This is a genomic window from Yinghuangia sp. YIM S09857 (assembly GCF_051388915.1).
Classification (GTDB): Bacteria; Actinomycetota; Actinomycetes; order Streptomycetales; family Streptomycetaceae; genus Yinghuangia.
In genome coordinates this window covers 60,813-86,897 of the sequence record NZ_JBPKBH010000024.1, presented here as the reverse complement: position 1 = coordinate 86,897, position 26,085 = coordinate 60,813, and the positions used below count along the sequence as shown (strand labels likewise).

Annotated in this window: 19 protein-coding genes and 1 pseudogene; 9 read left to right on the top strand and 11 right to left on the bottom strand. The window is 72.2% G+C overall.

From position 1 onward, the window contains the following. Positions 1-275: 275 nt before the first annotated feature. Positions 276-1,250: pseudogene (locus ACRX5S_RS35065) on the bottom strand (glycosyltransferase family 2 protein); the annotation flags it as partial. A gap of 304 nt (positions 1,251-1,554) precedes the next feature. On the opposite strand from ACRX5S_RS35065, the gene ACRX5S_RS35060 reads away from it, so the two are divergent. The 4 genes from ACRX5S_RS35060 to ACRX5S_RS35045 all read left to right on the top strand — a co-directional run bounded on the left by ACRX5S_RS35060 (position 1,555) and on the right by ACRX5S_RS35045 (position 9,936). After that, positions 1,555-3,087, top strand: coding sequence for an LCP family protein (locus ACRX5S_RS35060; RefSeq protein WP_436777258.1), 1,533 nt, complete (start codon positions 1,555-1,557; stop codon positions 3,085-3,087). A gap of 151 nt (positions 3,088-3,238) precedes the next feature. Further along, positions 3,239-4,732 carry an LCP family protein gene (locus ACRX5S_RS35055; RefSeq protein WP_436777257.1) on the top strand — a complete coding sequence of 498 codons (1,494 nt, stop codon included), beginning with the start codon at positions 3,239-3,241 and terminating at the stop codon, positions 4,730-4,732. Between the two features lie 122 nt (positions 4,733-4,854). After that, complete coding sequence (locus tag ACRX5S_RS35050) at positions 4,855-6,735, top strand: HSP90 family protein (protein WP_436777256.1); 1,881 nt, start codon at positions 4,855-4,857, stop codon at positions 6,733-6,735. 348 nt (positions 6,736-7,083) lie between these two features. Then, complete coding sequence (locus ACRX5S_RS35045; RefSeq protein ID WP_436777255.1) at positions 7,084-9,936, top strand: hypothetical protein; 2,853 nt, start codon at positions 7,084-7,086, stop codon at positions 9,934-9,936. Positions 9,937-10,559: 623 nt separating this feature from the next. Here ACRX5S_RS35045 and ACRX5S_RS35040 read toward each other — a convergent pair. Then, a complete protein-coding gene (locus ACRX5S_RS35040) occupies positions 10,560-11,720 on the bottom strand; it encodes an acyl-CoA dehydrogenase family protein (RefSeq protein ID WP_436777254.1) in 1,161 nt (386 codons plus the stop codon). A 325-nt stretch (positions 11,721-12,045) separates the two neighbouring features. Between ACRX5S_RS35040 and ACRX5S_RS35035 the strand changes: the two genes are divergently transcribed. The 3 genes from ACRX5S_RS35035 to ACRX5S_RS35025 all read left to right on the top strand — a co-directional run bounded on the left by ACRX5S_RS35035 (position 12,046) and on the right by ACRX5S_RS35025 (position 14,411). Then, positions 12,046-13,365, top strand: coding sequence for a UDP-glucose dehydrogenase family protein (locus ACRX5S_RS35035; protein WP_436777313.1), 1,320 nt, complete (start codon positions 12,046-12,048; stop codon positions 13,363-13,365). A gap of 51 nt (positions 13,366-13,416) precedes the next feature. Then, positions 13,417-13,848 (top strand): CoA-binding protein, encoded by a 432-nt coding sequence (locus ACRX5S_RS35030; RefSeq protein WP_436777253.1) that lies wholly within the window; start codon positions 13,417-13,419, stop codon positions 13,846-13,848. Positions 13,849-13,988: 140 nt separating this feature from the next. Beyond that, a complete protein-coding gene (locus ACRX5S_RS35025; RefSeq protein WP_436777252.1) occupies positions 13,989-14,411 on the top strand; it encodes a CoA-binding protein in 423 nt (140 codons plus the stop codon). 87 nt (positions 14,412-14,498) lie between these two features. On the opposite strand, the gene purE is transcribed toward ACRX5S_RS35025, so the two are convergent. After that, positions 14,499-15,014 carry a 5-(carboxyamino)imidazole ribonucleotide mutase gene (purE, locus tag ACRX5S_RS35020; protein ID WP_436777251.1) on the bottom strand — a complete coding sequence of 172 codons (516 nt, stop codon included), beginning with the start codon at positions 15,012-15,014 and terminating at the stop codon, positions 14,499-14,501. Continuing rightward, positions 15,011-16,150 carry a 5-(carboxyamino)imidazole ribonucleotide synthase gene (locus ACRX5S_RS35015; protein WP_436777250.1) on the bottom strand — a complete coding sequence of 380 codons (1,140 nt, stop codon included), beginning with the start codon at positions 16,148-16,150 and terminating at the stop codon, positions 15,011-15,013. Before ACRX5S_RS35015 ends, purE begins: the two co-directional genes overlap by 4 nt. Before the next feature lie 295 nt (positions 16,151-16,445). Between ACRX5S_RS35015 and ACRX5S_RS35010 the strand changes: the two genes are divergently transcribed. Together ACRX5S_RS35010 and ACRX5S_RS35005 are read left to right on the top strand one after the other, a co-directional pair. Further along, positions 16,446-16,946, top strand: coding sequence for a GtrA family protein (locus ACRX5S_RS35010; RefSeq protein WP_436777249.1), 501 nt, complete (start codon positions 16,446-16,448; stop codon positions 16,944-16,946). Between the two features lie 8 nt (positions 16,947-16,954). Then, complete coding sequence (locus tag ACRX5S_RS35005; RefSeq protein WP_436777248.1) at positions 16,955-17,449, top strand: GtrA family protein; 495 nt, start codon at positions 16,955-16,957, stop codon at positions 17,447-17,449. Positions 17,450-17,597: 148 nt separating this feature from the next. Here the strand turns inward: ACRX5S_RS35005 and ACRX5S_RS35000 are convergent, their stop codons facing one another. The 7 genes from ACRX5S_RS35000 to ACRX5S_RS34970 form a co-directional block, all read right to left on the bottom strand. After that, positions 17,598-18,872: an ATP-binding protein gene (locus tag ACRX5S_RS35000; protein WP_436777247.1), complete on the bottom strand. Its 1,275-nt coding sequence runs from the start codon at positions 18,870-18,872 to the stop codon at positions 17,598-17,600. Between the two features lie 33 nt (positions 18,873-18,905). Then, positions 18,906-19,577, bottom strand: coding sequence for a response regulator transcription factor (locus ACRX5S_RS34995; protein ID WP_436777246.1), 672 nt, complete (start codon positions 19,575-19,577; stop codon positions 18,906-18,908). Between the two features lie 433 nt (positions 19,578-20,010). Beyond that, entirely contained in the window at positions 20,011-20,859 is an 849-nt protein-coding gene (locus ACRX5S_RS34990; protein WP_436777245.1) for a hypothetical protein, read from the bottom strand. Positions 20,860-21,035: 176 nt separating this feature from the next. Beyond that, positions 21,036-22,880 (bottom strand): hypothetical protein, encoded by a 1,845-nt coding sequence (locus tag ACRX5S_RS34985; RefSeq protein WP_436777244.1) that lies wholly within the window; start codon positions 22,878-22,880, stop codon positions 21,036-21,038. Positions 22,881-22,941: 61 nt separating this feature from the next. After that, complete coding sequence (locus ACRX5S_RS34980) at positions 22,942-23,853, bottom strand: hypothetical protein (protein ID WP_436777243.1); 912 nt, start codon at positions 23,851-23,853, stop codon at positions 22,942-22,944. Positions 23,854-23,923: 70 nt separating this feature from the next. Then, positions 23,924-24,730 carry a WxL domain-containing protein gene (locus ACRX5S_RS34975; protein WP_436777242.1) on the bottom strand — a complete coding sequence of 269 codons (807 nt, stop codon included), beginning with the start codon at positions 24,728-24,730 and terminating at the stop codon, positions 23,924-23,926. Further along, positions 24,727-26,085, bottom strand: a 1,359-nt coding sequence (locus ACRX5S_RS34970) for a hypothetical protein (protein WP_436777241.1), incomplete at its 5' end; no start/stop codon positions are given. The genes ACRX5S_RS34975 and ACRX5S_RS34970, both read right to left, overlap by 4 nt.

Here is a 26,085-nt window from a genome sequence, read left to right as displayed (position 1 = left end):
CTCGGCGCGACTTCGGCGGTCATCGCCCCGGCGGGGGAAGGCGACTTTGCCTCGGCCCCGGCGTCGGTCACGGCGTCCGGCGGGGCCGCGTTTGCCGACGGCGCCTCGATCCGGGCTTCGGGCGTGGCGGCGGTCGACCTGGCGGCCGCGCGCTCCGCCTCCATCGCGGCTTCGACCTCGGCGTCTGCCGCCGCGTCGATCTCCAGGGCGCGGGCCAGGAGTTCGCCTCCCGTGCCGTCGCCTCCGGCACCCACATCGGCCGCCGTTCCCTCCGCCACCTTCTCCGCCAGTGCGCGCGGGCTGGTCAGGAAGCCGACGGCCCACGAGCCGTGCATCGTGGCCATGGCGACCGGGAGGCGTACCAGCGCCGAGGGCTTGAGGCCGCGGCCCTCCCACGCGGATCCGGCGAGGATCGCCGCCGCGTACCCGGCCGGCAGCACGAAGCCGCGCCGGAAGCCGGCCGCGCCCGCGACCGCTCCGCCGACGACCGCGACCAGCGCGGCCGGGGCGGCCAGGTAGCGCGGGTTGACCGAGCCCCGGTGGTGCCGGGTCACCACGCGGCGCCACCGGCCGTAGTGGAAGTACTGCTTGGCGAGCGCCTTCACGGTCGGCCGCGGGCGGTACGACACCCGCAGGTCCGGCGAGAACCACACCAGGTGCCCGGCCTCGCGGATGCGGTAGTTCAGCTCCCAGTCCTGCGCCCGGATGAACTCCTCGTTGTAGCCGCCGAGGCGCTCCAGCACCTCGCGGCGGAACACGCCGAGGTAGACCGTGTCCGACGGCCCCGCCCCGCCGCCGGTGTGGAACCGCGCGTTGCCGACGCCGAGTTTGGACGTCATCGCCCCGGCCACGGCCTCCTCGAACGCCGTAGTCCCCTCCGCGTGCATGATGCCGCCGACGTTGGCCGCGCCGGTGTCGCTCAGCAGCGCGACCGCGGTCCGCACGTACTCCGGCGGCAGGATCCCGTGCCCGTCGACCCGCACGATGACCGGGTGCCGGGCCACCGTGATCGCCGCGTTGAGCGCGGCCGGCGTGCGCCCGCTCGGATTCGGCACGGTGCGCACGCGTGGGTCGGACGTCGCGAGGCGCGCCGCGATCTCGTCCGTGTCGTCGGTCGACGGCCCGAGGGCGATGACCAGTTCCAGTTCGCCTTCGTAGTCCTGGGAGAGCGCGCGGTGCACCGCCTCCTCAAGGTGGCGCGACTCGTTCAGCACCGGCATGACGATCGACACCGGCGGCGTCGGCGGCAGCGGCGGCAGGTCGCCGGGGCGGTCGTGGGCGTCGGAAGCACGCGGGATCGGGTTCATCGAGACCCGAGAGTACTGCGGAAGCGGAACCGTGTTGACACCCTCGGGCCTGCCGCGGAGCCCTGATCATCTCCCACCGACGCCCCGGCGTGCCTCCGGCGGACCCTCACGGGGGTCACCCTAAGGTGGTGACTCCGCGTCGGCCCCCGGGTGAACCGCGCGGAACAGGGCAGTGGTTGTGCGGGCCCGCCGTCGTCCGGCGGCACCCGCAACAGCCCGGTCGGGCGGAGGAGGGGACGGGCAGGGCATGGCGACGCGCAGCACGGCAGCCGGACGTACTCCCCCACCACCCGCGCGCCCGGCCCGCCGCTGGGCGATGACCGTCACCGGGTTCCTGGCCGTCCTGGTCCTGCTCACCAGCGGTATCGGCTGGGCCTGGGTGAAGTACCTGGACGGCAAGATCAACCGGGTCGACCCGTTCGCCGGCCTGGGCGATCGCCCCGACACCGGGTCCGACGACGACCTCAACTTCCTGGTCGTCGGCACCGACAGCCGCGAGGGCGTCTCGCGCGCCCGGCTCAACGAGCTGCACGCGGGCGGCGAGAGCTGCGACTGCACGGACACCATGATGATCGTCCACCTCAACGCCAAGCGCGACAAGGCCACGGTCGTCAGCATCCCGCGCGACAGCTACGTCACCTTCCCGGCGCACGCCGACAAGCGCACCGGGCAGCAGGTCGGCGAGTCGAAGGGCAAGATCAACGCGGCGTACACGCTGGGCGGGCGCGCGCTGACCATCGCGACGGTCGAGCGGGCCACCAACATCCGCATCGACCACTGGATCGAGGTCAACTTCCTGTCCTTCGTCGACGTCGTCGACGAGCTCGGCGGGGTGGACATGTGCACGCCCGTCCCGCTCAAGGACCCCAAGTCGGGCCTCGACCTGCCCGCCGGCACCACCCACCTGGACGGCGTGGACGCGCTGAAGTACGTGCGCGCCCGCTACATCGCCAGCGACCCGACCGGCGACATCGGGCGCACGCAGCGGCAGCAGAAGTTCATGTCGCAGATCCTGGCCCGTGCCACGAGCACCGGCACGCTGGCCAACCCGGTCAAGCTGAAGGGCGTTCTGGAGGCCGCGCTCGGCTCGCTCACGGTGGACAAGGACCTCGGGATAAAGAGCCTGCTCGACCTCGGCACCAAGATGAAGGGCATGTCCAACTCGGGCGTCACCTACGCGCAGATCCCGCTCAAGACCATGGACCACCAGGTCAAGGACTGGGGTTCGACGGTCCTGTGGGACGAGGCCGGCTCGCGTGTGCTCTTCGACGCGATCCGCGAGGACCGCGGCGTCCTCGAACCGCCGAAGACCACCGCGCCCGGCAAGGGGCAGTCCCCGGCGCCGAACGCCCCCGCGACCGTGGAGGTGCCGCCGTCCGAGGTCTGGCTCCAGGTCTACAACGGCACCGACACGCAGGGCCTGGGCGGTCGGGCGCACACCGACCTGTCGGCCGCCGGGTTCAAGATGAACGCCGCGGCGCGCGGCGGGCAGACGATCGGCGTCACCGGCGCCACCCAGACCGTGATCCGGTACGACCCGCGCTGGGACCGCTCGGTGCGCACCGTCGAGGCCGCGCTGCCCGGCTCGAAGCTGGAGCCGGTCGAGGGGCTGGGGCGCACGATGGAGGTCGTCGTCGGCTCGCAGTACGCCGGGGTCACCCCGGTCACCGCCGCCTCGGCGCCGGCCGCGGGCAGCCTCGCCCCGAGCACGGGCGGCACGCCGTCCGGCCCGGCGCCGTCGATCACCGCGACGACAGGCGACAAGGTGGTGTGCAAGTGACGGCGGCGAGGGGTGCGCGTGGGCGGGCGTACGAGGGCAGGCGGTGCGCGGGGGACGGAAGCCCGCACACTCGTACCAACCGGGCCACAGAAATGTCGTAGTCCGGTACGGGGTTTGCCGGGTGCCCGCGCACGATGGCAGGTTCGTACACATGAACTCAAGGTCGCCCGGATGGGCGGAGGACGACGGGCTTCGGGGAGGCCCGCGGCGCGACGGCCGGGAGTACGACCCGCCGCCCGCCCGGCCCGCCGCGCCCGAATCCGAGCCGACCGCGGTGATGCCGCGCGACCGGTACGGACGGCCGGTGCCGCCGCCGGGGACCATCCCGACGCCGGGCAGCGCGCCCGCGCGGCCGGAGGGCACCCTGCCGGCCCCGGGAGCGCGCCCGCCCGGGCCGACGCCGCAACCGCACCACGCGCCGCCGCCGATATCCCCGGACGCGCAGCCGACCGAGGTGCTGCCGCCGTCCGCCCGCGGACCGCAGCAGGGCTATCCCGCCCAGCCGTCCCCGCAGGAGGCCGCGGCCCAGGCCGCCGCGGCCGAGCCCACCGCGCCGCCCCGGCCGCTCACCAAGCCGGACGGGCCCGACGGACCCGAGGGGCCGGGCGGCCCCGGCGGACCGGGACGCGGCGACGGCCCGTCGCGGCGGCGCCCCAAGGGCCCGCCGAACTGGAAGAAGCGCATCCTCATCGGGGTGACGGTCTTCCTGGTCGTCGTGCTGCTGTTCCTGACCGGCACGTACTTCTGGCTCGACTCCAAGATCCGGCACGAGGACGTCCTGAAGGGCTATGAGGGGCGTCCGGCCGCAACCGCCGGGACCACCTGGCTCATCGTCGGCTCCGACTCGCGCGAGGGCCTGTCCGCGGAGGACAAGAAGGAGCTCAAGACCGGCGACGCCGCCGGCAAGCGCACCGACTCGATGATGCTGCTGCACAAGGGCTCGGGCGGGACGACGCTGATCAGCCTGCCGCGCGACTCGTACGTGCAGATCCCGGCGTACGAGAACGGCAAGACGAAGGTCAAGGCGCAGAAGAACAAGCTCAACGCGGCATACGCGATGGGCGGCGCGCCGCTGCTGGCGCGGACCGTCGAGATGGCCACCGGCATGCGCCTGGACCACTACGCCGAGGTCGGCTTCGACGGCTTCGTGGGCATCGTCGACTCGCTCGACGGCGTGGACCTGTGCCTGGACAAGCCGATCAAGGACAAGAAGTCGGGGGCCGATCTCCCGGCCGGGTGCCAGACGCTCAACGGCAAGGAGTCCCTGTCGTTCGTGCGCGCCCGCTACTTCGACCCGACCTCCGACCTCGGCCGCATGCAGCGCCAGCAGCAGTTCCTCGCGGCGCTCGCGAAGAAGGCCAAGTCGCCGTCGGTGCTGCTGAACCCGTTCAAGGGCTTCCCGATGGCGGACGCCAGCCTCAGCGCGGTGATCGTCGACAACGACACCGGGCTCTTCGACCTCTACGGGCTGTTCAAGGACATGGGTTCGCTCTCCGGCGGCAGCAAGAGCGGGACCATCACCGTGCCGATCAAGAACGCCGACTTCAATCCGGGCGGCGGGATCGGGTCCTCGGTGCTGTGGGACGACGCCAAGGCGAAGACCCTCTTCGACGCGCTGCGGAACGGGAAACCGGTCCCGAGGTGACGCGGGGCGGCCCGATCCGGCCCCGGTCTCGGCGCCGGTATTGACGGTGGACACACATTGCCCCGACGGCGGGCCGGTTTCGACTGGCCCGCCGTCGGCGTTCTCGGACATCATCAACACCCATGGACCACGCTGCCGAAGCCGCCGACGCGAACCGCCGGCCGGCCGGGATACCGACTCCCGCCGACGACCACACCTTCCAGGTGGATCTGCGCGGACTCGTGGACCTGCTGTCCCACCACCTCTATTCGAGTCCCAAGGTGTACCTGCGCGAACTCCTGCAGAACGGGGTGGACGCGATCACCGCACGGCGCGCCGCCGACCCCGGCGCGCCCGCGGCGGTGCGGATCACCGCGGACGGCACGGCACTCCGGATCGAGGACACCGGCGTCGGGCTCACCGAGGCGGACGTGCACCGGTTCCTCGCGACCATCGGCCGCAGCTCCAAGCGGGGCGACCTGGAGTCGGCACGGCGCGACTACCTCGGGCAGTTCGGCATCGGCCTGCTCGCGTGTTTCGTCGTCGCGGACGAGATCACCGTCGTGACGCGCTCCGCGGCCGACCCGGCGGCCCCGCCGGTCGAGTGGCGGGCCACCGCGGACGGGCGCTACGGCGTGCGCGTCCTCGGCGGCGATGCGCGTCCGGAACCCGGCACCACTGTGCTGCTGCGGCCGCGCCGCGGGTGCGAGGAGTGGTTCGAGACCGATCGGGTCACCCAACTGGCCCGCGACTTCGGGGCGTTGCTGCCGTACGACGTCACCGTCGCCGGTGCCGACGGGCGGCGCGCGGTGGTGAGCGACGCCCCGGCCGTGTGGGACCGTCCGCACGCCACACCGGCCGCGCGGCATCTCGCGCTGGTCCGCTACTGCGAGGAAGTCCTCGGCTTCACGCCGCTGGACGTCGTGGACCTCGACGTGCCGCCGGCGGGCGTGCGCGGTGCCGCCTTCGTGCTGCCGTCCGCGGTCAGTCCGGCGATGCGCGGCAGGCACCGCGTACACCTCAAGGGCATGCTGCTCACCGAGACCGCGGACGGCCTGCTGCCCGAATGGGCGTTCTTCGTGCGCTGCGCGGTGGACACCGAGGCGCTGCGGCCCACCGCCTCGCGCGAAAGCCTTTACGACGACGAGGCGTTGGCAGCCGTACGCGAAGCCCTCGGGAGCACGTTGCGGAAGTGGCTGACGGGCCTCGCGGCGGGCGACCCCGAACGCCTGTCGCGGTTCCTCGGCGTCCACCAGCTCGGCGTCAAGGCCATGGCGCAGCACGACGACGAGCTGTTCGAAGTCATGCTGCCGCGCCTGATGTTCGAGACGACGGACGGCCCGGTGAGCCTGGACGAGTTCGCCGATCGCCACCGGGTACTGCATCTCACGGACTCCGTCGACGAGTTCCGGCAGATCGCACCCATCGCCGCGGCGGCCGGCCTTGGCGTCGTCAACGGCGGATACACGTACGACGCCGACCTGGTACGGCGGTTGGCCGTGCTGCGCCCGGGCGTCGTGGTGGACCGGCTGGACCCGGACACCGTCACCGCGCACCTGGACACCGTCGACCCGGCGGCCGAACTCGCCGCCGGGACCTTCCTCGCGCTGGCCCGTACGGTGCTCGACCCCCTCGAATGCGAGGCGTCGCTGCGGGCGTTCCACCCGGTCACCGTGCCGGCGCTGCTGCTCGACGGGCGGGACGAGCGCAACGAGCGCTCCCGCGCGCAGGCCGAGTCCGAGGCCGCGGACGCCGGGGACGACGTGTGGGCCGGGATCCTCGGCTCACTGCGCGGCGACGCCCCCCGCGCCCGGCTCGTCCTCAACCACCTGAACCCGCTGGTCCGCCGCATCCTGACGGTGGACGACGCCGACCTGGCGCGCACCACCGTGGAGGGGCTGTACGGCCAAGCGCTGCTGCTCAGCCGGCGCCCGGCGTCGGCGAAGGAGGGTGCGCTGCTCAACCGTTCGTTCCTCGGGCTGCTGGAACGCGCGGTGCGGACGACGGCCACCGAGGACAAGTGACGGGGAGCACGGGCATGTTCGAGGACGTGATCGACGCCGGGACGTTCCACGCCGCCGCCGAGCGCGTGCGCGCGGAGCCGTACGGCACCACGCGCTGCGCGCAGGCCGAGGGGCTGCTTGCCGCGGCGGAGCGCGTCGGCGACACGGCGCTGGTGGCGCACGCCCTGGTCGGGACGATAATCGCGTACAACTACGGCGGCGAATCGCCCAAGAGCGCGGTCTCGATGGGACGCCTGCTCCGTCTCTTCGACACCCGGCCCGCCGAGTTCGACGAAGGGCTCACGCACTACGTCTTCTGGTACCTCAAGTGGGTCACGTCGTCGCTGCTCGGCGTCCCGGAAGTGCCGCTTGCGACGATCCGCCGCTTCCTCGACGACCTGGAACGGCGCTACCGGACGGCCGGGCACAGCATGCGGCCGGTCCACAAGTGCCGATTCGTACCTCTACGACCACACCGGCGACAAGGCGGGCGCGGCGCGGGAGTTCGAGGCGTGGATGGCGGCCGACCGGGACGCGCTGACCGACTGCGACGCGTGCGAACGCCGGGAGCAAGGCCGCTGGCTGGTCCAACAGCGGGACGACGCACGGGCGGTGGAGGTCTTCGGTCCCACGCTGTCCGGCGCGCGGTCGTGCGCCGAGGAGCCGCAGATCACGTTGTCCGACTCGCTGGTCCCGCTGGTGCGGCTCGGCCGCCTCGACGAGGCGCGGGCCAACCACCTGCGGGGCTACCGCATGGTGCGCGGCCAGGCGGGCATGCACGACATCGTCGGCAGGCACATCGAGTTCTGCGCGCTCACCGGCAACGAGGGCCGGGGCGTCGAGATCGTCGCGGAACACCGCATGTGGCTGACCGACGCCTCGGGGTCGGCCATGGACCGCCTCGAATTCCTGGGAGGCGTCGCGGTGTTGCTGCGCCGCCTGGTCACCCTCGGCCGGGCCGGGCTGCCGGTCGCGCCGCTGCCCGGGACGGACGGCACGGCAGCGGGTGTCCTGACCTTCCTCGAACGGGAACTCGCCGACCTGGCCCGGCGCTTCGACCAACGAAACGAATCCGACTTCGTCAGCTCCACGCTGCGCGAACGCCTCGACCGCGAGCCGCTGACCGAGTCGCTGCCGCTGGGTGTACGGTCCGCCCTGGCCGAGGCCCCCGGCGCGCACACCGCGACCACTCCCCCGGCCACCGTGCCGCTGGACGAACTGCTCGCGGACGCCCGCGCCCTCGACGCGGTCGACCACCCGCGCGCCCACCTGGTGTGGGAGCAGTACGCCCGGGCCGCGGAGGAACGCGGCGTCGAGCCCCCGGACCGCGCCGCCGCCGAACTGGCCTCGTCCCGCAGCCGGGTGCTCATGAACCGCGGCGAAGTGGGCGCCGCCATCCGCGGATACCGCTCCGCGGCCGAGGCCTTCACCCGCGCCGACCTTCCCGGCGAGGCCGCTGTCGCCCGCTCCCGGGCCCTCGCCGCGACCCTGCACCCGGACGCCCCGCCGAGCACGGACCCAATCGCCGCCACCACCGCCGCGCTTGACGAAATCACCGACGAAATCGACGACTTGATCGCCGCCGACCAAGCCACGGAGGACGACCTGGCGGCCGTGCTGACGGCGCGCACCACCGCGGCCCGCATGCACCTGCTGGCGGTCAGCGCGAACGAAGCCGCCGCGGCGGAAGTGGTCGCGGCGGAAGCCCCCGAACTGCCCTCCGACTCCCCGCCCGAGGCCCTCGACGGCGACGAAGGCGCCTACCCCGACGTGGAATACGCCGACGTGGACTACACCGACGTGGGCCACACCGCCGTCGAGGGCACATCACCAACGCCGACGCCCGCCGAAGCCGCAACCGCACAACCCGCGAATACCGCGAACATCGGCCGCACCGAAGGCACCAGGCAGTCCGCCGCCACCGCCTCCGATCCCACCGCCCAGGACCCCGTCCGAACCGCACGCCTCGCCGCGGAAGCCGAGGTCGAGCGCCTGGCCGCAACCGCCGAACGCCTCGTGCTGCCCGCCCGGCAGGCCGACGCCGCCGAAGGCCGCGCCCACTTCGCCCTCCTGGACGGCGACCACGACGCCGCCGTCCGGCACCTGCGGGCCGTGGTCGACCTCTGCCAGGCCGCCGGACGGCCGTGGCAGGCTGTGAAGCCGGGCCGTTTCCTCGGCAACCTCCTACTGCACCAAGGAGATTGGGCCGGCGCCGAACTGGCCTACCTCGCGGTGCACGACGCCGCCCGCGACAGCATGGACACCGCCGAGGACTACGCCGAGGTCCTGGTGGGCCTGGCGAACTCGACCGCCCCCACCCGGCCGGACAGCGCCCGCGACTACGCCGTACGCGCCGCCCACGAGTTCGACCGCCTCGGCGACCGGGCGGGCGCCGCGTACGCCCGCCGGGGCCTAGCCGAGTTGCTCCAGAACGCCGGACAGTCCGCCGACGCGGTCGCCGTGCTGGAGGAGAACCTGCCGGAATTCGCGGAGTTCCTCGGCGAGGAGGCCGCCCGGCACGCCCGCCGCCGGTTGGCGGCGAGCCTGAACGCCGTCGGCGACCACACCGAGGCCGCCGACGTCCTGGCCGCGCTGGCCCGTGACACCGCACACGGTGGCGACGCCGAAACACACGCCGAGATCGCCGCGGAGGCGGCTCTGGCCCTCGCGCGGGCGGGCCGCCGCGACGCCGCCGACCGGGCCTTCACGGCCGCCACCGACGCCATGCGCGGCCTGGACCGCCCCGGCACGGTCATCCGCCTCCTGCGCGCGGCCGGCTGGAACCTCATCGAGAACCGGTCCCCGACCCCCGCTTCGTCCCCCGACGCCGAGTCCGCCGCACTGGAGCGCGGACTCGCCCACTTCGCCGAAGCTGCGGCCCTCCTCGACGCCGCGACCGCCGACGGCCCCGACCTCGACCGGGCCCTGGAACGCGCGGACACCGACGCCGAGTGGACCGAGGCTCTGTGGGCCGCCGACCGCCACGACGCCGCCCTGGCCCTCGCCGACCGCGCCGCGGCCCGTCTGGAGATCACCCTCCCGCGCTTCCAGGACCGCTACACCGCCATCGTCACCATCGCCGCGCGCATAGAACACGCCAACCTCAACATGCCCGCCCTGGCCGCATCCCGCCTCAACGCCGCCCTGGCCATCTGCCGCATGACCAAGTCCGACACCGCCACCACCAAACTCACCCGGGTCCGCGACCAACTCACGACCTGACCGCGATTGCAAGGTGGTCGAGGCCCCGCGCAACCACCTCATCACCCAAGCCCACTGCCCCACACGGTGGTTGAAGCAGGCCGACCAGCGGACACCCCGCGGACACCGCGCGCCCCCACCCCCCAGCCGCAGCGCTCCGACCAAAGCAGCCGCCTGCAACTCCTGCCCGCACCAGCCCATCCGACCTGCGCGTTCCCGCGGTCCGCACTCCCGCCATCAGGCCCCCGGCCACCAACCACCCAACTCCACCACCCCGCAAGGTTGTTGAAGCGGCCGAGCCGCGGGCGCCCCACGGTCACCGAGCAGCCCCGCCCCAAACGCCCCAACTTCATCGACCCGCAGGGTGGTTGAAGCGGCCGAGCCGCGGGCGCCCCACGGTCAGCGAGCAGCCCCGCCCCAAACGCCCCGACTTCATCGACCCGCAGCGCTGTTGAAGCGCGCCGAGCCGCAGGCGCCCCACGGTCACCGAGCAGCCCCGCCCCAAACGCCCCGACTTCATCGACCCGCAGCGTTGTTGTGGGGCTGACCACCGGCCGGCCCCAAAACGCGAGGCAGCGGCGATTGCGGTTGCAGGCGTGCAACTTCCCCCCACCCGGCCAAAGCCCGCTACCCGCGAAGGCCGTCTACTTCGGGAGGTTGCGGGCCATGACGATGCGCTGGACCTGGTTCGTGCCCTCGTAGATCTGGGTGATCTTGGCGTCGCGCATCATGCGTTCGACCGGGTAGTCGCGCGTGTAGCCGTAGCCGCCCAGGAGTTGGACGGCGTCGACGGTGATCTCCATGGCGGCGTCCGAGGCGTAGCACTTGGCGGCGGCGCCGAAGAAGGTCAGGTCGCCGTCGCCGCGCTCGGACTTCGCCGCGGCCTGGTACGTCAGCGCGCGGGCGGCCTCCAGTTTCATGGCCATGTCGGCGAGCATGAACTGCACGCCCTGGAAGTCGGCGACCGGCTTGCCGAACTGCCTGCGCTCGGTGACGTAGCCCTTCGCGTAGTCCAGCGCGCCCTGCGCGATGCCCAGCGCCTGCGCGGCGATGGTGACGCGGGTGTGGTCGAGGGTGGTCATCGCGGTGGCGAAGCCGGTGCCCTGCGCCCCGATCATGCGGGACGCGGGGATGCGCACGTTGTCGAGGTAGACCTCGCGCGTCGGGGAGCCCTTGATACCGAGCTTCTTCTCCGGCGCGCCGAAGGAGACCCCCGCGTCGGACTTCTCCACGACGAAGGCCGAGATGCCGCGCGAGCGCTTCTCGGGGTCGGTGACCGCCATCACGGTGTAGTACTCGGACACCCCCGCGTTGGTGATCCACCGCTTGACGCCGTCCAGCACGTAGAAGTCGCCGTCGCGGACCGCCCGGGTCTTCATCCCCGCGGCGTCGGAGCCGGCCTCCGGCTCGGAGAGGCAGTACGAGAACATCGCCTCCCCCCGCGCGACCGGCGCCAGGTACCGCTTCTTCAACTCCTCCGACCCCGACAGCATCAGCGGCATCGTGCCCAGCTTGTTGACCGCCGGGATCAACGAGGACGACGCACACACCCGCGCCACCTCCTCGATCACGATCACCGTCGCCAGCGCATCCGCGCCCGACCCGCCGTACGCCTCCGGCACGTGCACCGCATGCAGATCGCTCGCGGTCAGCGCGTCCAACGCCTCCTGCGGGAAACGGCCCTGCTCGTCCACCTCGGCCGCATACGGCGCGATCCTCGCCTCCGCCAACGCCCGCACCGAACTCCGGAGCATCTCGTGCTCCTCACCGATGCGAAACAAATCGAAGTCGCCTCGTCCAGCCACGTGCGGGCCCGCCTCTCTTGTCCCGAGTCTGTGCTCAATCTTGCGCCGACTCGCATGCCGACTCTCGCGCCGGGCTTGTTCCCGAGCCTTGACGCCAAGACCTTTGTTACTCGTCAGTAGCAACCTGTGTGGAAGATTCTACGACGATCATGCGAAGGGCGGGCATACGCCGACCGCCCGTGCGGTACGCGGCGGACGACTACCATCCCGGGTAGGCACGACGGCGTTTTCGACCGGGCTCGACCGGCCGATCCGACCGGCGGTTCCGGCAACGGACACTCGACAACCGACAACGTATGGAGGCGGTGTGGCATCCGCGCCCCGCATCACGCCCCGCATCACCGTGATCGGCACCGGCTACCTGGGCGCGACACATGCCGCCTGCATGGCCGAGCTGGGCTACGAGGTGATCGGCGTCGACGTCGACCCCGACAAGGTCGCCGACCTCCAGGCGGGACGCGTCCCCTTCTACGAACCGGGCCTCGAAGAGCTGATCGCCCCGCACCTCGCGTCCGGCCGCCTGCGCTTCACGACGTCCGCCGAAGAGGCCGCGGCCTTCGGTGACGTGCACTTCGTCTGCGTCGGAACCCCGCAGCTCAAAGGCGAGTTCGCGGCCGACACGCGCTACCTCGACCAGGCGATCGACGCCCTCGCCCCGCACCTGGTGCGGCCCTGCCTCGTGGTCGGCAAGTCGACCGTCCCGGTCGGCACCGCAGCCCGCCTCGCCGAGCGCCTGAGCGCCCGCGCCCCCGTCGGCGAAGCCGCCGAGCTCGCGTGGAACCCCGAGTTCCTGCGCGAGGGACACGCCATCAAGGACACGCTGCGGCCCGACCGCCTGGTGGTCGGCGTACGCTCCGAGGCCGCCGAGGCCCGCCTGCGCGAGGTGTACGCCCCGCTGCTCGACGCCGGCGTCCCCTTCCTCGTCACCGACTTCGCCACCAGCGAGCTGGTCAAGGTCTCCGCGAACGCCTTCCTCTCCACCAAGATCTCGTTCATCAACGCCATGGCCGAGGTGTGCGAGGCGGCCGGGGCCGACGTCACGCAGCTGTCCGAGGCGCTGTCGTACGACCCCCGCATCGGGGGCCTCTTCCTCAACGCCGGGCTCGGCTTCGGCGGCGGCTGCCTGCCCAAGGACATCCGCGCCTTCATGGCCCGGGCCGGCGAACTGGGCGTCGACCAGGCGCTGACCTTCCTGCGCGAGGTCGACGCGATCAACATGCGCCGCCGCTTCAAGATGGTCGACCTGGCCCGCGAGGCGTGCGGCGGCGGTTTCCTGGGCCGCCGGGTGGCGGTGCTCGGTGCCGCGTTCAAGCCGGAGTCCGACGACATCCGCGACTCGCCGGCCCTCAACGTCGCCGCCCAGGTCCAACTCCAGGGCGGCGAGGTGACCGTCTACGACCCGAAGGCGACCGACAACGCCCGCAAGATGTACCCGGGTCTCGCGTACGCCGACACCGCCTTCGACGCCGCCCGCGGTGCACACGTCGTCCTTCACCTGACCGAGTGGCGCGAGTTCCGCGACATCGACCCGGTGGAGCTGGGCTCGGTGGTGGCCGCGCGCCACATCATCGACGGCCGCAACGCCCTCGACGCGCCGCGCTGGCGGGCCGCGGGATGGACCTTCCGGGCACTCGGACGGCCCTGACCACGCGCCGTCCTGTGGTGGGACGGCGGTCCGCAGGGCACGATGGGCCGCATGGCATATGTCGCTGACGGGGTCATCACCGACGATCAGGCGATCCGGGATTTCCTGATCGCCCACCGCACCTGGGCCGTGGTCGGCCTGAGCGGGAACATGGCCCGCCCCGCCTGGGGCGTCTCGGGGTTCCTCAAGGGCCACGACAAGCGGATCGTGCCGGTCCATCCGAAGGCCGAGGCGGTCCACGGCGAGCAGGGCTACGCGCTGCTGGAGGAGATCCCGTTCCCGGTCGACGTCGTCGACGTGTTCGTCAACGCCGACCTCGCCGGGCCGGTGACCGCGCAGGCCGCGGCCGTCGGCGCGAAGGCGATCTGGTACCAGCTTGACGTCGTCAACGAGGACGCGATCAAGCTCGCCCTCGACGAGGGGCTCCAAGTGGTCGTCGACCGCTGCCCGGCCATCGAGTGGCCCCGGCTGATCGGCGCCTGACGCGTCTGTTTCCGGCCGGTAAAACCCCCGCGAATCCTGCGGTTCCGCCCTCGACCCGCAAGCTGCCGAAGCGCACGATGGAGTGCGAGCGAAGCGGCGCACGATCCCCAACCGATCCCCAACACCGTGAGGGGCACAGCATGCCGTACGGCGACGACGCGACCATCCGGCGCATCCTCTCCCACCGCACCTGGGCCGTGGTCGGGCTCAGCACCAACTCCCACCGCGCGGCCTTCGGGGTGGCCGCCCACCTCCAGCAATGGGGCAAGCGCATCGTGCCGGTCCACCCTCGGGCGGAGACGGTGCACGGCGAACGCGGCTACGCGTCGCTCGCGGACATCCCGTTCCCGGTCGACGTCGTCGAGGTCTTCGTCAACTCCGCGACCGCCGGCGACATCGCCGACCAGGCCGTCAAGATCGGCGCCAAGGCGGTGTGGTTCCAGCTCGACGTGGTGGACCTGGCCGCGTACGAGCGCACCACGGCCGCCGGGCTCGACATGGTGATGGACCGTTGCGCGGCGGTCACCCTCCAGCGCATCGGCCTGGCCAGCGCGGCCGTCTGACCCGCCCCCGGCGTCGGGGCGGGCCCTCGGACCGTGCGGCGCCTCGGCGGCAGCCCGCGACCGCGACCGCAAAGCCCGCGGAAAGTCTCAGCGCCCGGCTTCCTCGCGCAGTTTGCGGCCCTTTTCGGTCGCCTGCGCGTTCAGGTCCGCCTGGAACGCGGTCATGCGGTCCAGCAGCACGGGATCGTGGGCGGCGAGCATGCGTACCGCCAGCAGGCCCGCGTTGCGGGCGCCGGCCACCGAGACGGTCGCGACCGGCACGCCCGCGGGCATCTGCACGATGGACAGCAGCGAGTCCATGCCGTCGAGGTACTTCAGCGGCACCGGCACGCCGATGACCGGCAGCGGGGTCACGGACGCGAGCATGCCCGGCAGGTGGGCGGCGCCGCCCGCGCCCGCGATGATCACCTTCAGGCCGCGCCCGGCGGCGTTCTCGCCGTACGCGACCATCTCGCGCGGCATGCGGTGCGCCGAGACGACGTCGGCCTCGTACGCGATGCCGAACTCTTCCATGACCTCGGCGGCCGCCTTCATCACCGGCCAGTCCGAGTCCGAGCCCATCACGATCCCGACAACCGGGGACCCGGCGGTCTGTGCCGTCATTCGGTGATGCTCCCTCGCAGATAGGCCGCGGCGTGGTCGGCACGCGCGCGCACGTCGTCCAGGTCGTCGCCGCAGACGGTGACGTGGCCGACCTTGCGGCCCGGCTTGACGTCCTTGCCGTACATGTGGACCTTCACGCCCGGATCGCGGGCCATGACGTGCAGGTACGCGTGGTACATGTCGGGGTAGTCGCCGCCGAGCACGTTGACCATGACGGTCCACTTGGCGCGGGCCCGGGGGTCGCCGAGCGGCAGGTCCAGGACGGCCCGCAGGTGGTTCTCGAACTGCGACGTCACGGCCCCGTCGATGGTCCAGTGGCCGGAATTGTGCGGCCGCATGGCCAGCTCGTTGACCAGGATGCGGCCGTCGCGCGTCTCGAACAGCTCGACCGCGAGGTGGCCGGTGACGTCCAGCTCCCCCGCGATGCTCAGGGCGATGCGCTGCGCCTCGACCGCGCGGTCCTCGGGCAGGTCGGGGGCCGGTGCGATGACCTCGTGGCAGATGCCGTCCACCTGGATCGACTCGACGACGGGGTAGGCGACGGCCTGACCGTGCGGCGAGCGTACGACGCAGGCGGCCAGCTCGCGGGCGAAGTCGACCTTCTCCTCGGCGAGCACCGGCACACCGGCCTTGAACGGCGCCTCCGCCCCCGCGGCGTCGCGGACCACCCACACGCCCTTGCCGTCGTAGCCGCCGCGCGTGGTCTTGAGCACCACCGGCCAGCCGCCGACCTCGTCCGCGAAGGCGGCGACGTCGGCGGGGTCGGCGACGATGCGGTTCCGCGGGCAGGGCACGCCGATCGCGGCCAGGCGCTCGCGCATCACGCCCTTGTCCTGCGCGTGCACCAGCGCGTCGGGGCCGGGGCGCACAACGATGCCCTCGGCCTCCAGGGCGCGCAGGAATTCGGTCGGGACCTGCTCGTGGTCGAACGTCACCACGTCGCACGAGCGGGCGAAGTCGCGCAGGTCGTCCAGGTCCGCCTCGTCCCCGAGGAACGCGTCGGCGACCACCTGGGCCGCGGACTCGTCGGGTGCGGACGCGAGGACGCGGAAGCGGACGCCGAGGGGGATTGCGGCCTGTTGGGTCATGCGGGCGAGCTGGCCGCCGCCGACCATGCCGACGATCGGGTATGTCACGGGCACCAAGGGTATCCGGCCACCCGAAGTGGTCCGTGCGTGGTCGGCCGCGTGGTCGGCGCGTGACCGGTCGGGCGTCCCGGCGCCGGGGTTTCGGCCGTCACGGGCGGTGCCGGTGGGACGTGGGGGCGTATCGGGGCGGAACGGGCACCAGGGCAAGTCATGCCGAGGAACGTGTAAAGACTGTGCAACAGGTCGGTCCCCCGCTCAGGAAGCCGGGCCGGGACAGCGGCTACCCTCGTGAGGTGAGTCGTCCATACAGCCATGTGTGCCCGAGGCGCAGTCAGGAGAGCCGGTGAGCGCCGCCCCCGCGGAACCGAAAGCCGAGCCGGGGCGCATCGCCCGCATCCGCACCGAGGTCGCGCAATTCCTCGTGGCGGGCGGTCTGGCCTACGCCGTGGACGTCGCGGTATTCAACCTGTGCCTGTACCTCGGCCTCGACGCGGTCGTCTCGAAGGTGATCTCGTCGGTCCCGGCGACGATCGTCGCGTACGTGGGCAACCGCTATTGGACGTACCGCCACCGCGAGCGCACCGGCGTCACCCGCGAATACACGATGTTCTTCGTGTTCAGCGCCATTGCGGCGGGGATCCAGGCAAGTTGCGTCTTCGTCTCGAACAACCTGCTCGGCTACACCAGCACGCTGGCGGACAACATCTCGGGCAACATCGTAGGTATGGCCCTGGGCACTCTCTTCCGGTTCTGGGCGTTCCGTACCTTCGTGTTCAAGCACAAGCAGTCGGAGGCCTCGGCCACGACGGAGCCCGCGATGTCCAACGCCGGCGGTACCTCATGATCAAGCGCTTGTCCTCCGCCTACGGGCGTTTCCGCCACCTGGTGCACGAGCTCCTGAAGTTCGGCGCGGTCGGCGGCTTCGGCGTCGTCGTCAACGTCGTCGTGCTGAACGTCTGCCTCAACCACCTCGACCTGGCCCCCGTGCGGTCGACGATCATCGCGACGGCGGCCGCGATCGCGGTCAACTACCTGGGCAACCGCTACTGGGCGTACCGGCACCGCGGCTCCGAGGACCGGCGGCGCGAGCTGCTGCTGTTCCTGGTGTTCAGCGGCGTCGGCATGGGCCTGACCGCGGGCGTCGTGGCGATCTCGAACTACGCGCTCGGGTTCACCAGCGTGCTGGCGAACAACATCGCCAACTACGCTATCGGGCTGCCGATCGGCACGCTGTTCCGGTTCTGGTCGTACCGGACGTGGGTCTTCACCGGCACCCAGGCGGCCGCGGAGCTGGACCGCGAGGCGGCACGGCTGGTCGAGGAGGAGTCGGCGCCCACCGGGCGCTGATCGGCGGGCACCGCCCCGGCCTCCCGCCGACCACTCGATCGCCCCGGTCCCCGGTCATCCCGGTCCCCGGGCCGCCTCGGTCCCGGGGCGCCTCTGCACCCGGGCCGCCTCTGCGCCCGGGGCGCAACGCAGGACCCCCTCAGGATCCTCAGTCGTCCTTCTCCGCGCCTTCCGTGGGGAAGGCGGCCAGGAAGACCGCGAACACCGGCGGACGGAGCTGGAGCAGCTCCAGACGGCCTCCGTCGGCCTCCGCCAGGTCGCGGGCCACCGCGAGACCCAGGCCGGTCGAGTTCCGCCCGCTCACCGCGCGCTCGAAGACGCGGGCGCCCAGCACGTCCGAGACGCCGGCGCCCTCGTCCTCGACCTCGACGACGACCGAGGTGCCGGTACGCCGGGTCCGGATCGTCACCGTGCCGTCCCCGTGCATCAGCGCGTTCTCCAGCAGCGTCGCGAGCACCTGGGCCAGCGCGCCGGGCGTCGCGACGGCCACCAGCCCCTGCTCGCCCGCGACCCGGATCACCCGGTGCGCGCTCGCCACCGCGGGGCGCCACTCGTCCACCTGCTGCCGCACGACGTCGTCGACGCGGACGGTCACCGCCGACGCGGTACGCGGGTCCCGACCCGCCGCCCCGCGCCGGGTGCTGGTCAGCAGCCGCTCTACCACGTCGGTGAGGCGTTCCACCTGCGACAGGGCGATGGCCGCCTCCTCCTTGACGGTCCCCGGGTCCTCGGTCGCGATGATCTCCTCCAACCGCATCGACAGCGCGGTCAGCGGGGTGCGCAGTTGGTGGGACGCGTCGGCGGCCAGGCGGCGCTCGGCGGTCAGCATGCGGGCGATGCGCTCGGCGCTCTGGTCCAGCACCTCGGCCACCCGGTCCAGCTCGGGTACGTCGTACCGGCGCTGCCGGGGCCGCGGGTCGCCGGAGCCGAGGCGTTCCGCGGTCTCGGCGAGGTCGGTCAGCGGACGGGCGAGCCGCCGGGCCTGCCACACGGCGAGGGCGGCGGCCGCGGCCACCGCCAGCAGGGCCACACCGAGGATCAGCAGCAGCGACTCGCGGACCTCGCGGGTGACCCGGGCGCGGGACTCCGAGACGGTCACCCGTTCGCCGAACGCCCCGCTCATCGTGACGTCGAACGACTTCCCCTTGGGCTTGCTGCCGAAGGCCAGCACAGGGCGGCCCGGGATGGTGATGGTGGCGTACCGCGGCGCGGTGACCTGGCGGGCGAGCAGCGCGGTGTCCGGTTCCTCGCCGGCCGCCAGGCGCAGTTCGACGGTCTCCAGGAGGCGCGCCGCGTCGGCCTTGAGGTTGTCGCGCGCGGTGGTCTCGATCGCGTTGGTCTCCACGAAGGCCAGCGGGATTCCGAGCACGGCCACCACGACGAGCACGACGCCCAGGGTGGCGTTGATGAGCCTGCGACGCACAGATACGGCCGTTCCGAGTTCCTTCCCCGCCGGCTAGCTCTTCTCGAAACGGAATCCGACGCCGCGCACGGTGGTGATGTAGCGCGGGTTCCCGGCGTCGTCCCCGAGTTTCTTGCGGAGCCAGGAGATGTGCATGTCGAGGGTCTTGGTGGAGCTCCACCAGGTGGTGTCCCACACCTCGCGCATGAGCTGGTCTCGCGTCACCACCCGGCCGGCGTCCCGGACCAGGACGCGGAGCAGGTCGAACTCCTTCGCGGTGAGCTGGAGTTCCTCGTCGCCGATCCAGGCCCGGTGCGAGTCGACGTCGATCCGGACGCCGTGCACCCCCTGGCCCACCTCGGCGGCGCCGCGCCGCAGCAGCGCACGGACGCGCGCCAGCAGTTCGGCCAGGCGGAACGGTTTGGTGACGTAGTCGTCGGCGCCGGCGTCCAGGCCGACGACCGTGTCGACCTCGTCGGCGCGTGCGGTGAGCACGAGGACCGGGAACCCGTGCCCTTCGGCGCGCAGTCGTCTGCAAACCTCCAGGCCGTCCATCCCGGGCAGCCCGAGGTCCAGCACGAGCAGGTCGACCCCGCTCTGTGCGGCACACTCCAAGGCCGTGGGTCCGTCCTCACGCACCTCGACGTCATAGCCCTCGCGGCGCAGCGCGCGTGCCAGGGGCTCGGAAATTGAGGCGTCGTCCTCGGCGAGCAGTACGCGGGTCATGGCCCGATCGTAGAACCCATCAGCCCGCTGGTCCCGTACCTGTCCCGGAGAAGTGCGGTCGAAGCGGGTTACCGGGCGGTTTCGGACACGCGCCCGCGGCGGGCGTACGGGCGAGGTGGGCAGCCTGACGAACGACCGCGGGGCGGGCCGTCCGGCGTAGGCTCCGGAGGATCACGGCCCCAGGAGGCTCGCGGTTGCGGACGGCCCGGGGCGCCGCGGTCGGCGTGGGCGTCCGGCGCCGGAGAGTGGCGGCGGGGTTACCGGACAGGTGGAACCTGTTACCGATTAATGCGTGGGGCCGGGAGCCGGAGAACGCTCGGAATCACCGGCGACGGGTCGATCGAAAAGCGCATGACAAAGCGGCAGCGCGGAATTCCAACCGCGTGCCGCTTTCTCTGCGGGCAATTGCCCGGGGCCGGGGCAGTCGCCCGGGTCAGTCGTCCTCGGTGTGGCGGCGCCAGGACATGAGCATCGTGACGACGGCCATCAGCAGCACCAGCGCACCCGCCGCGATACCGAAGACCGCGGCGCCGGACATCCCGTCATCCGACGAGGCGGACGAGCCCTCGGCCTTGATGGTGGCGCTGGACGGCTCGGGCTCGTCGGGGGCGGTCGCGGTCGCCGTACCGAACGCCGGGAGGTCGCTGGGCGGGGCGGCCGGGACGATGCTCTGCGGCGCCTCCTGGCCGGTGGAGCCCGCAGGGCCCTGCGCGGGGCCGACCGGCGGGTCCTGCGCGGTGATCTTGACGACGGTGGACACCTCGACCGGGGCGATCGGCGTGCACGTCGTGGTCTGCACGCCGAAGACCGAGGTGTTGGTGACCATCTTCCCCGGGGTCAGCGAGATGTCGCCGCCGGCCTCTATCGGGATCGTCAACTCGCCCTCGTAGGGCGGCACGACGATCTGGTTCGGGTGCCCGGGGATGTCGACCAGCATCTGCGGCCCGAGCAGGCGTACGGTCCCGGTCGCGCCGCCGGTCATCGTCAGGTCGATGGACGGGGTGAGCGGGGTGCCGGGCAGCGGGATCGGGCTGGTGGCGATGGTGGGGCCCAGCGTCACCCGGATCTTGACCTTGGCACCGGGCCGGACCGCCTCGGCGGGGCCCTCAAGGGTCACCAACTGCTCGCCGGTGGCGGAGGGTTGGTCGAGCGGGAGCTGGCAGTTGACCTGCATGCCCACCGTGCCGGCGGACGCGGGCGGGGCGAGTCCCACCACCGAGGCGGCAAGGGTCGCGGACGACAGTCCCAGGGCGAAACCGGCTCTGGCGATACGTCGAGCCATCGGAAATCGCGGTCCCTTCATCGTTGTGCGCCTGACCACTTGCCGCTCGCGGGATCTTCCCGGGAGGCACAGTACGCGAAGGGGTCCTTCTCCCGGGAGATCCCGGGAGAAGGACCCTTCCTAGCCTTTCGGCGTCATGCGGTGTCACTCATCTCGGAGTTCGTCCGTCCGTCGCGTCAGCTTCCGGCGACGGCGCGGCGGCGGCGCGTGATGAGCAGCAGCACGCCGACCGACGCGAGCACCGTGGTGCCGGCGACGAGCGCGAACGCGCCGAGGGTGGAGCCGCCCGAACCGGTCTTGGCCAGGTCGCCGCTCGCGGCGCCGTTGCCTCCGGTCGTACCGCTCGTGGTACCGCCGTTGCTGCTGGGGAGTTGGCCGCGCGCGCCCTCGGCCTTGAGGGTGGCCGAGGCGGCCGGGTCGTTCTTGAGGGTGCACACGGTGTGCGTCGGCTGAGGAACGATGTTGGTGGCGGTCGTGATGCGCAGTTCACCCGGGAAGAAGGAGAACAGGCCGCCGCCGGGGATCTTGAACTTGCCGGTGAACGGACCGGCCTTCATCGGCTTGCCCGGCTCCAGCGGGATCGGCGGCGGGCTGGCCGCGGTCAGCGTGATCTTGCCGGTGCCGCCCGCGTCGTCGGTCACCTTGATGTCAAGCGTCGGGGTGATGGTGAGCTGGACGTTGGGAACCGGGATGTTGGGCATGTCGCCGACCACGTCGTCCTTGAACGACGCGCTGACGTCGACCTCTTCGTTCGGGTCGCCGGCCGACGGCAGCAGGATGGTGATCTCGCGCGTCGCCTCGAACGGGCCCTTGGCGGAGTCGATCGGGCTGTCCGCGGTCAGGCAGCTGTACTTGACCTCGACCGGCTTGCCGTTCGGGTCCTTGATGACCGGCGGCGGCGACGTGGTCGGCGGGTCGGTCGGGTCGGGGTCGCTCGTGACCTTGAAGTTCGCGACCGCGGACTTGCCGTCGGCGGTCGCCTTGATCTTGGTCGTGTCCTTGTTCTTCACCGTCAGGTCGACGCTGAAGGTGCCGTCGTCCTTGACCGTGCCGGACGCCTTGTCCTCGGTCGGGGCGTCGCCCTTGAGACCGACGACCTCGACGGGCTTGCCCGCGGGGAAGTCCTTGCCGGTGACCTTCACCTTGGTGTCGACCGGGCCCTCGACCGGGTCGAGCGTGATGGCCGGCGCGGTCACGGAGAACTCGTTGCTGAGCGCGCTGACACCGTCGGCGTAGGCGACCTTGATCTTGTACTTGCCGCCCGCGGTGTCCGCCGGGATGGTCGGCGTACCGGCGATCTTGTTGTCCGCCTCGGAGCGGGTTACGCCGGTGATGTCCTTGCACGCGTTGGACGCGTCGCAGAGCTGCACCTTGCCGAGCGGTGCCGTCCAGTTCTCGCCCGAGACGGTGACCGTGGCGCCCGGCTCGACCGAGGTCTCGGCGACCACGACGGTGCCGGGCTGGGCGGCGGCGGGCTTCACGTCGTACGTCGCGACCGCGTCGGAGGTGTACGTGCAGGGCGCGGTCTGCTTGCCCAGGCCGGGCAGCACCGTGACGTTCGTCGAGCCCTTGGGCGTGAAGGTGATGGTGCCGTCAACCGTCGCGCTCGCCGGAACGGTGAACGTCGTCGTGTATGGCTCGGGATCAATCGGCACGTTCGCGGGGATGGTCAGCTCGACCACGGGCCCGACCAGATCGACGGTGCCGGTGGCAGCACCCGACATCTCCAGGTGCAGCGTGCTCTGGGCCGTCGAGTCCTTGAACTCCGCCGGGGCGGTGATCGGCGGCGGCCCGAGGTCGACGTTGGCGGTGACCTCGATACCCGCCGGTCCGGCCGTCGGGGTCAGCGTCACACTGATGTCCTGCGGCCCCGTCTTCTCACCGAGAACCGGCACCTGGCATTTGGCCTGTGCCGTCACCGTGGCCGCGGTTGCCGCCGGGGCCAGGACCGTCAGGCCCGCGCCTCCGGCTATTGTCACCGCCCCCAGAAATGCGGCGGCTCTCTTGTTGACTCTCATCATGAGGTGGTAGTCCCAATCTCCGAAGTTGGTTGACGCTGTTCCGCGCATTCCTGAGTGAGCGTCAGGTGAGTGGACGGCTCCTTCGGCGGTTCGAAAGGGCCAGGAGCACCGCGATGCTGCCGAGCACCAGCGACGCGGCCACAAGCGCGAAGGCGAGCACCTTCGAGCCGCCCGAACCCGTCGGCGCCAGGCCGCCGGTCGAGCCCGGGGAAGTCGTGGTGGGTGCCGCGGTCGTGGGTGCCGCGGTCGTGGGGGTGCCGGTCGGGCTGCCGGTGGTCGGCGTGCCGGTCGGCGGCTTGGACGTGGTCGGCGTGCCGCCGAAGTCGACGTTGACGCCCTGCGTCAACGTGCCGCCGTTGGACGGCGATTCGCCGGACGACGCGGTGACGGCGGGCCAGCGCCCGGCGGTGCTCACGGCCGCGCATTCGAGTGTGAGCGCCTTGTCGCCGTCGCCCTTGTCGACGAACGAGAGCTTCAGGGACTTCAGAACGGCCGCGTACGAACCGGCCTTCGGCAGGTCGAACTGCCCCGCCAGGGTGCCCACAGTCACCTTGCCGTCCGCGCCGACGGTGCTGCCGTCGCCGGAACTGGCGAGTGTCACGGAGGCGTTGGCGCCCTCGCCGCCCTCGACGTCCGCGGTGAGCGAGGCGCCGGTGTAGGCGAGGTTGTGGGCCTGGGACCCGGCCGGGACCGTGAGCAGCGGCCCGTCCTTGCCCTTGGCCGTCAGGTCCGCCTTGGTGCCGATCCGCGCGGCGGACTCGCCCACGGACATGACCAGTTCGGGGCTCGGCTTGAAGGCCGGGCCGTACGGCGTACCGCCGGTGGCGGTCTGCCAGGAGCAGTCGAGCACTACTGTCGCGGTGCGCGCCGCGGGCGCGGCGCTCGCCGGCGGTCCGAGGGCCAGAATCCCCCCGGCCGCACACGCCGCGCTCACCCCCGCGACGAGGCCGGCTCTTTTCATCCGCGTGGCCATCGGACTGCGTACTCCCTTCTCCGGGGCGGGACTTGCCCCTTCGCCTCGGTCACCGACCGGTGTGCGCCGGTCAGGCCAAGGTCAACAGCAAGGTCGCCGTGTAGCTCCCGGATGTCGTCGATCCGGCGGGCACGGGGAGCCGGATGTCGGCTCCCACGTCGAACTGGCCTCCTGTGACCCCCGCCAGCGCGGGGGCCGAGCACAGGAGGGCGGTGCGGCCCGCCGACACCGGCGAACCGGGGACGGCGGTGCTGGGATAGGGCTCGCCGCCCGGATGGGCGCCGCACTTGGGCTCCCATGCGAGTTTGTCCGCGTCGAGCGTCCGGCCTCCCGGGACCGAGAAGTCCGACATGGTGGCGGTGAGCGTCCAACCGGAGTGTGAGCCCCGGAAGTCCTGGACGAGCATCGGGTCCAGACGGCCCTTCGCCGTGCTCGTCGTGCGGTCGACCTTCAGGAAGCCCGACCCCGCGCTCGACGGGGTCAGGACGCGCAGCGGTCCCGCGTGGATGACCGCGCTGACCCCGTCGGGGTTCGCGGTCTGCGCCTCGGGCGCGGGCGGCATGTCCACCTGCGCCGAGAAGTGCAGGTCGCCGTCGCTCGGCGCGGACGGTACGGCGGTGGGCAACTGCGGTGCGCCGCCCGTCGGTTGCCCGCCCGGTCCGGACGGGCCGCCGGACGGGGTCGTGGACGGGGCGGTGGGCGAGGCCGAGACCTCGCCGACCGCGACGACGGTCGGCTCCGACGCGTCGCCGCAGCTCTCCCCGTTGCACCCGCCCCCCGGGAACAGGAAGAAGGATGCGAGGACGGCCGTGGTCACGGCGACGGCGAAGACCGTCCCCAGCAAGGCCGCGGTCCCCTGCCCGGGCCGATATGTCATGACGACCCGCGCTCCTCTCCCGCTCCCCAGGCGAGTCCGCGCGCGACGTCGGAGGGACTCACCAGGCCAGGCGCGTCCTCGCCCTCTTCGGGAGCCTCGGCGGCGAGCCGTCCCGGCAGTACGCGCGTCTCCTCGGCGGCGGACTCGGGGGCGGCACCGGTCTGCGCGGGACCGGACAGCGGCGCGGCTTCGGCGTCCGCACTCGATGCGCTTGTCCCCGAAGGCAGTTCGGGCGTCGGCGCCGCGGCGGGCAGCGCCCTGCTCGGGCGGGCGAACAGCGGCGCTCCGACGACCATCGTCTCCTCGACGCGGCGCATCGGCGTGCCGCCGCCCGGCACCAGGACGGGTTCCCGCGCCCGCTCCGGCTCGGGTTCCGGTTCGCCCTCGGCGGCCTCCGCGTCGGCCTCGGCGCGGCGGATGATCGACTGACCGGGCACGCCGACCTCGCGGTCACGCTCGACGGCGCGGTCCGACCGGTTCTCCCGGATCGCGCGCACCAGGCTGCTGCCCAGCCGCCAGACCGTCATCGGCACCACGATGAGCAGGAGTCCGCCGAACAGGTAGACACCCCAAGGGCGTCCGACCTTGAGGCCGATCTCGTCGACCACCCGGCCGTCGTAGGTCACGCGGTAGCGGAACTCGCCGTGCTGGCGCGGCTTGAGCTCGATGGGGAGGCTGACGTTGACCCGCTGGCCCGGCAGGATGGTGCCGGTCCAGGTCTTGTCCTCCCAGGTGGGCGCGTACACGCCCTCGAACGTGCCGATCCGGAACACCGGGTTGACGATGGGCGATTCGCCCATGTTGCCGACCTCGATCTCGAACCGGCGGCTGACCGGCGAGCCGAACCACGTGAAGATGTTGTCCTTGCCGGTCATCTCGCTCTTGATGAACGTGAGCCGACCGGGCGACTTGCCGCTGTTCTGCATCGCGGCGAAGGGCGCGCCCTCGATCTCCACGGGAATGCTGCGGTCCAGGGCGCGTCCGCCGGTCACGGTGACCACGCGAATGACGCACGGGCAGGGTACGGGCGGTAGTTCGACCCGTACCGAAACGGCGAACTCGCCGGCCGTGGCGACCGGCACGTTCATGGACGAGGCGACCGCGCAAGCCCGGGTCCCGGCAAGGCCGTTCTGGCCGCACACCGCGATGTTGACCATCGAGCCGGGCGCCCACGCGACACCGGTGACCTTCACGATGCCGCCGGGCTTGGTCTTGGTGGTGCTCAGGGACGCCTGCCCGTCCTCGGGTGCGCCGGGTGTCGGGCTGGGCGGGGTGACCGCGTAACCGGGGGCCGCCGCGGCCAGGAGCAGGGCGACGAAGGCGGAGACGAGCAGGACATACGCGAACGCCCCTCG

What these genes read in the sequence shown, in the direction of transcription:
- ACRX5S_RS34990 (WP_436777245.1), bottom strand. Translation starts at nt 20,859, where the DNA reads ATGGCTCGACGTATCGCCAGAGCCGGTTTCGCCCTGGGACTGTCGTCC.
- ACRX5S_RS34980 (WP_436777243.1), bottom strand. Translation starts at nt 23,853, where the DNA reads ATGGCCACGCGGATGAAAAGAGCCGGCCTCGTCGCGGGGGTGAGCGCG.
- ACRX5S_RS35050 (WP_436777256.1), top strand. Translation starts at nt 4,855, where the DNA reads ATGGACCACGCTGCCGAAGCCGCCGACGCGAACCGCCGGCCGGCCGGG.
- ACRX5S_RS34985 (WP_436777244.1), bottom strand. Translation starts at nt 22,880, where the DNA reads ATGATGAGAGTCAACAAGAGAGCCGCCGCATTTCTGGGGGCGGTGACA.
- ACRX5S_RS35030 (WP_436777253.1), top strand. Translation starts at nt 13,417, where the DNA reads ATGGCATATGTCGCTGACGGGGTCATCACCGACGATCAGGCGATCCGG.
- ACRX5S_RS35055 (WP_436777257.1), top strand. Translation starts at nt 3,239, where the DNA reads ATGAACTCAAGGTCGCCCGGATGGGCGGAGGACGACGGGCTTCGGGGA.
- ACRX5S_RS34995 (WP_436777246.1), bottom strand. Translation starts at nt 19,577, where the DNA reads ATGACCCGCGTACTGCTCGCCGAGGACGACGCCTCAATTTCCGAGCCC.
- ACRX5S_RS35025 (WP_436777252.1), top strand. Translation starts at nt 13,989, where the DNA reads ATGCCGTACGGCGACGACGCGACCATCCGGCGCATCCTCTCCCACCGC.
- ACRX5S_RS34975 (WP_436777242.1), bottom strand. Translation starts at nt 24,730, where the DNA reads ATGACATATCGGCCCGGGCAGGGGACCGCGGCCTTGCTGGGGACGGTC.
- purE (WP_436777251.1), bottom strand. Translation starts at nt 15,014, where the DNA reads ATGACGGCACAGACCGCCGGGTCCCCGGTTGTCGGGATCGTGATGGGC.
- ACRX5S_RS35060 (WP_436777258.1), top strand. Translation starts at nt 1,555, where the DNA reads ATGGCGACGCGCAGCACGGCAGCCGGACGTACTCCCCCACCACCCGCG.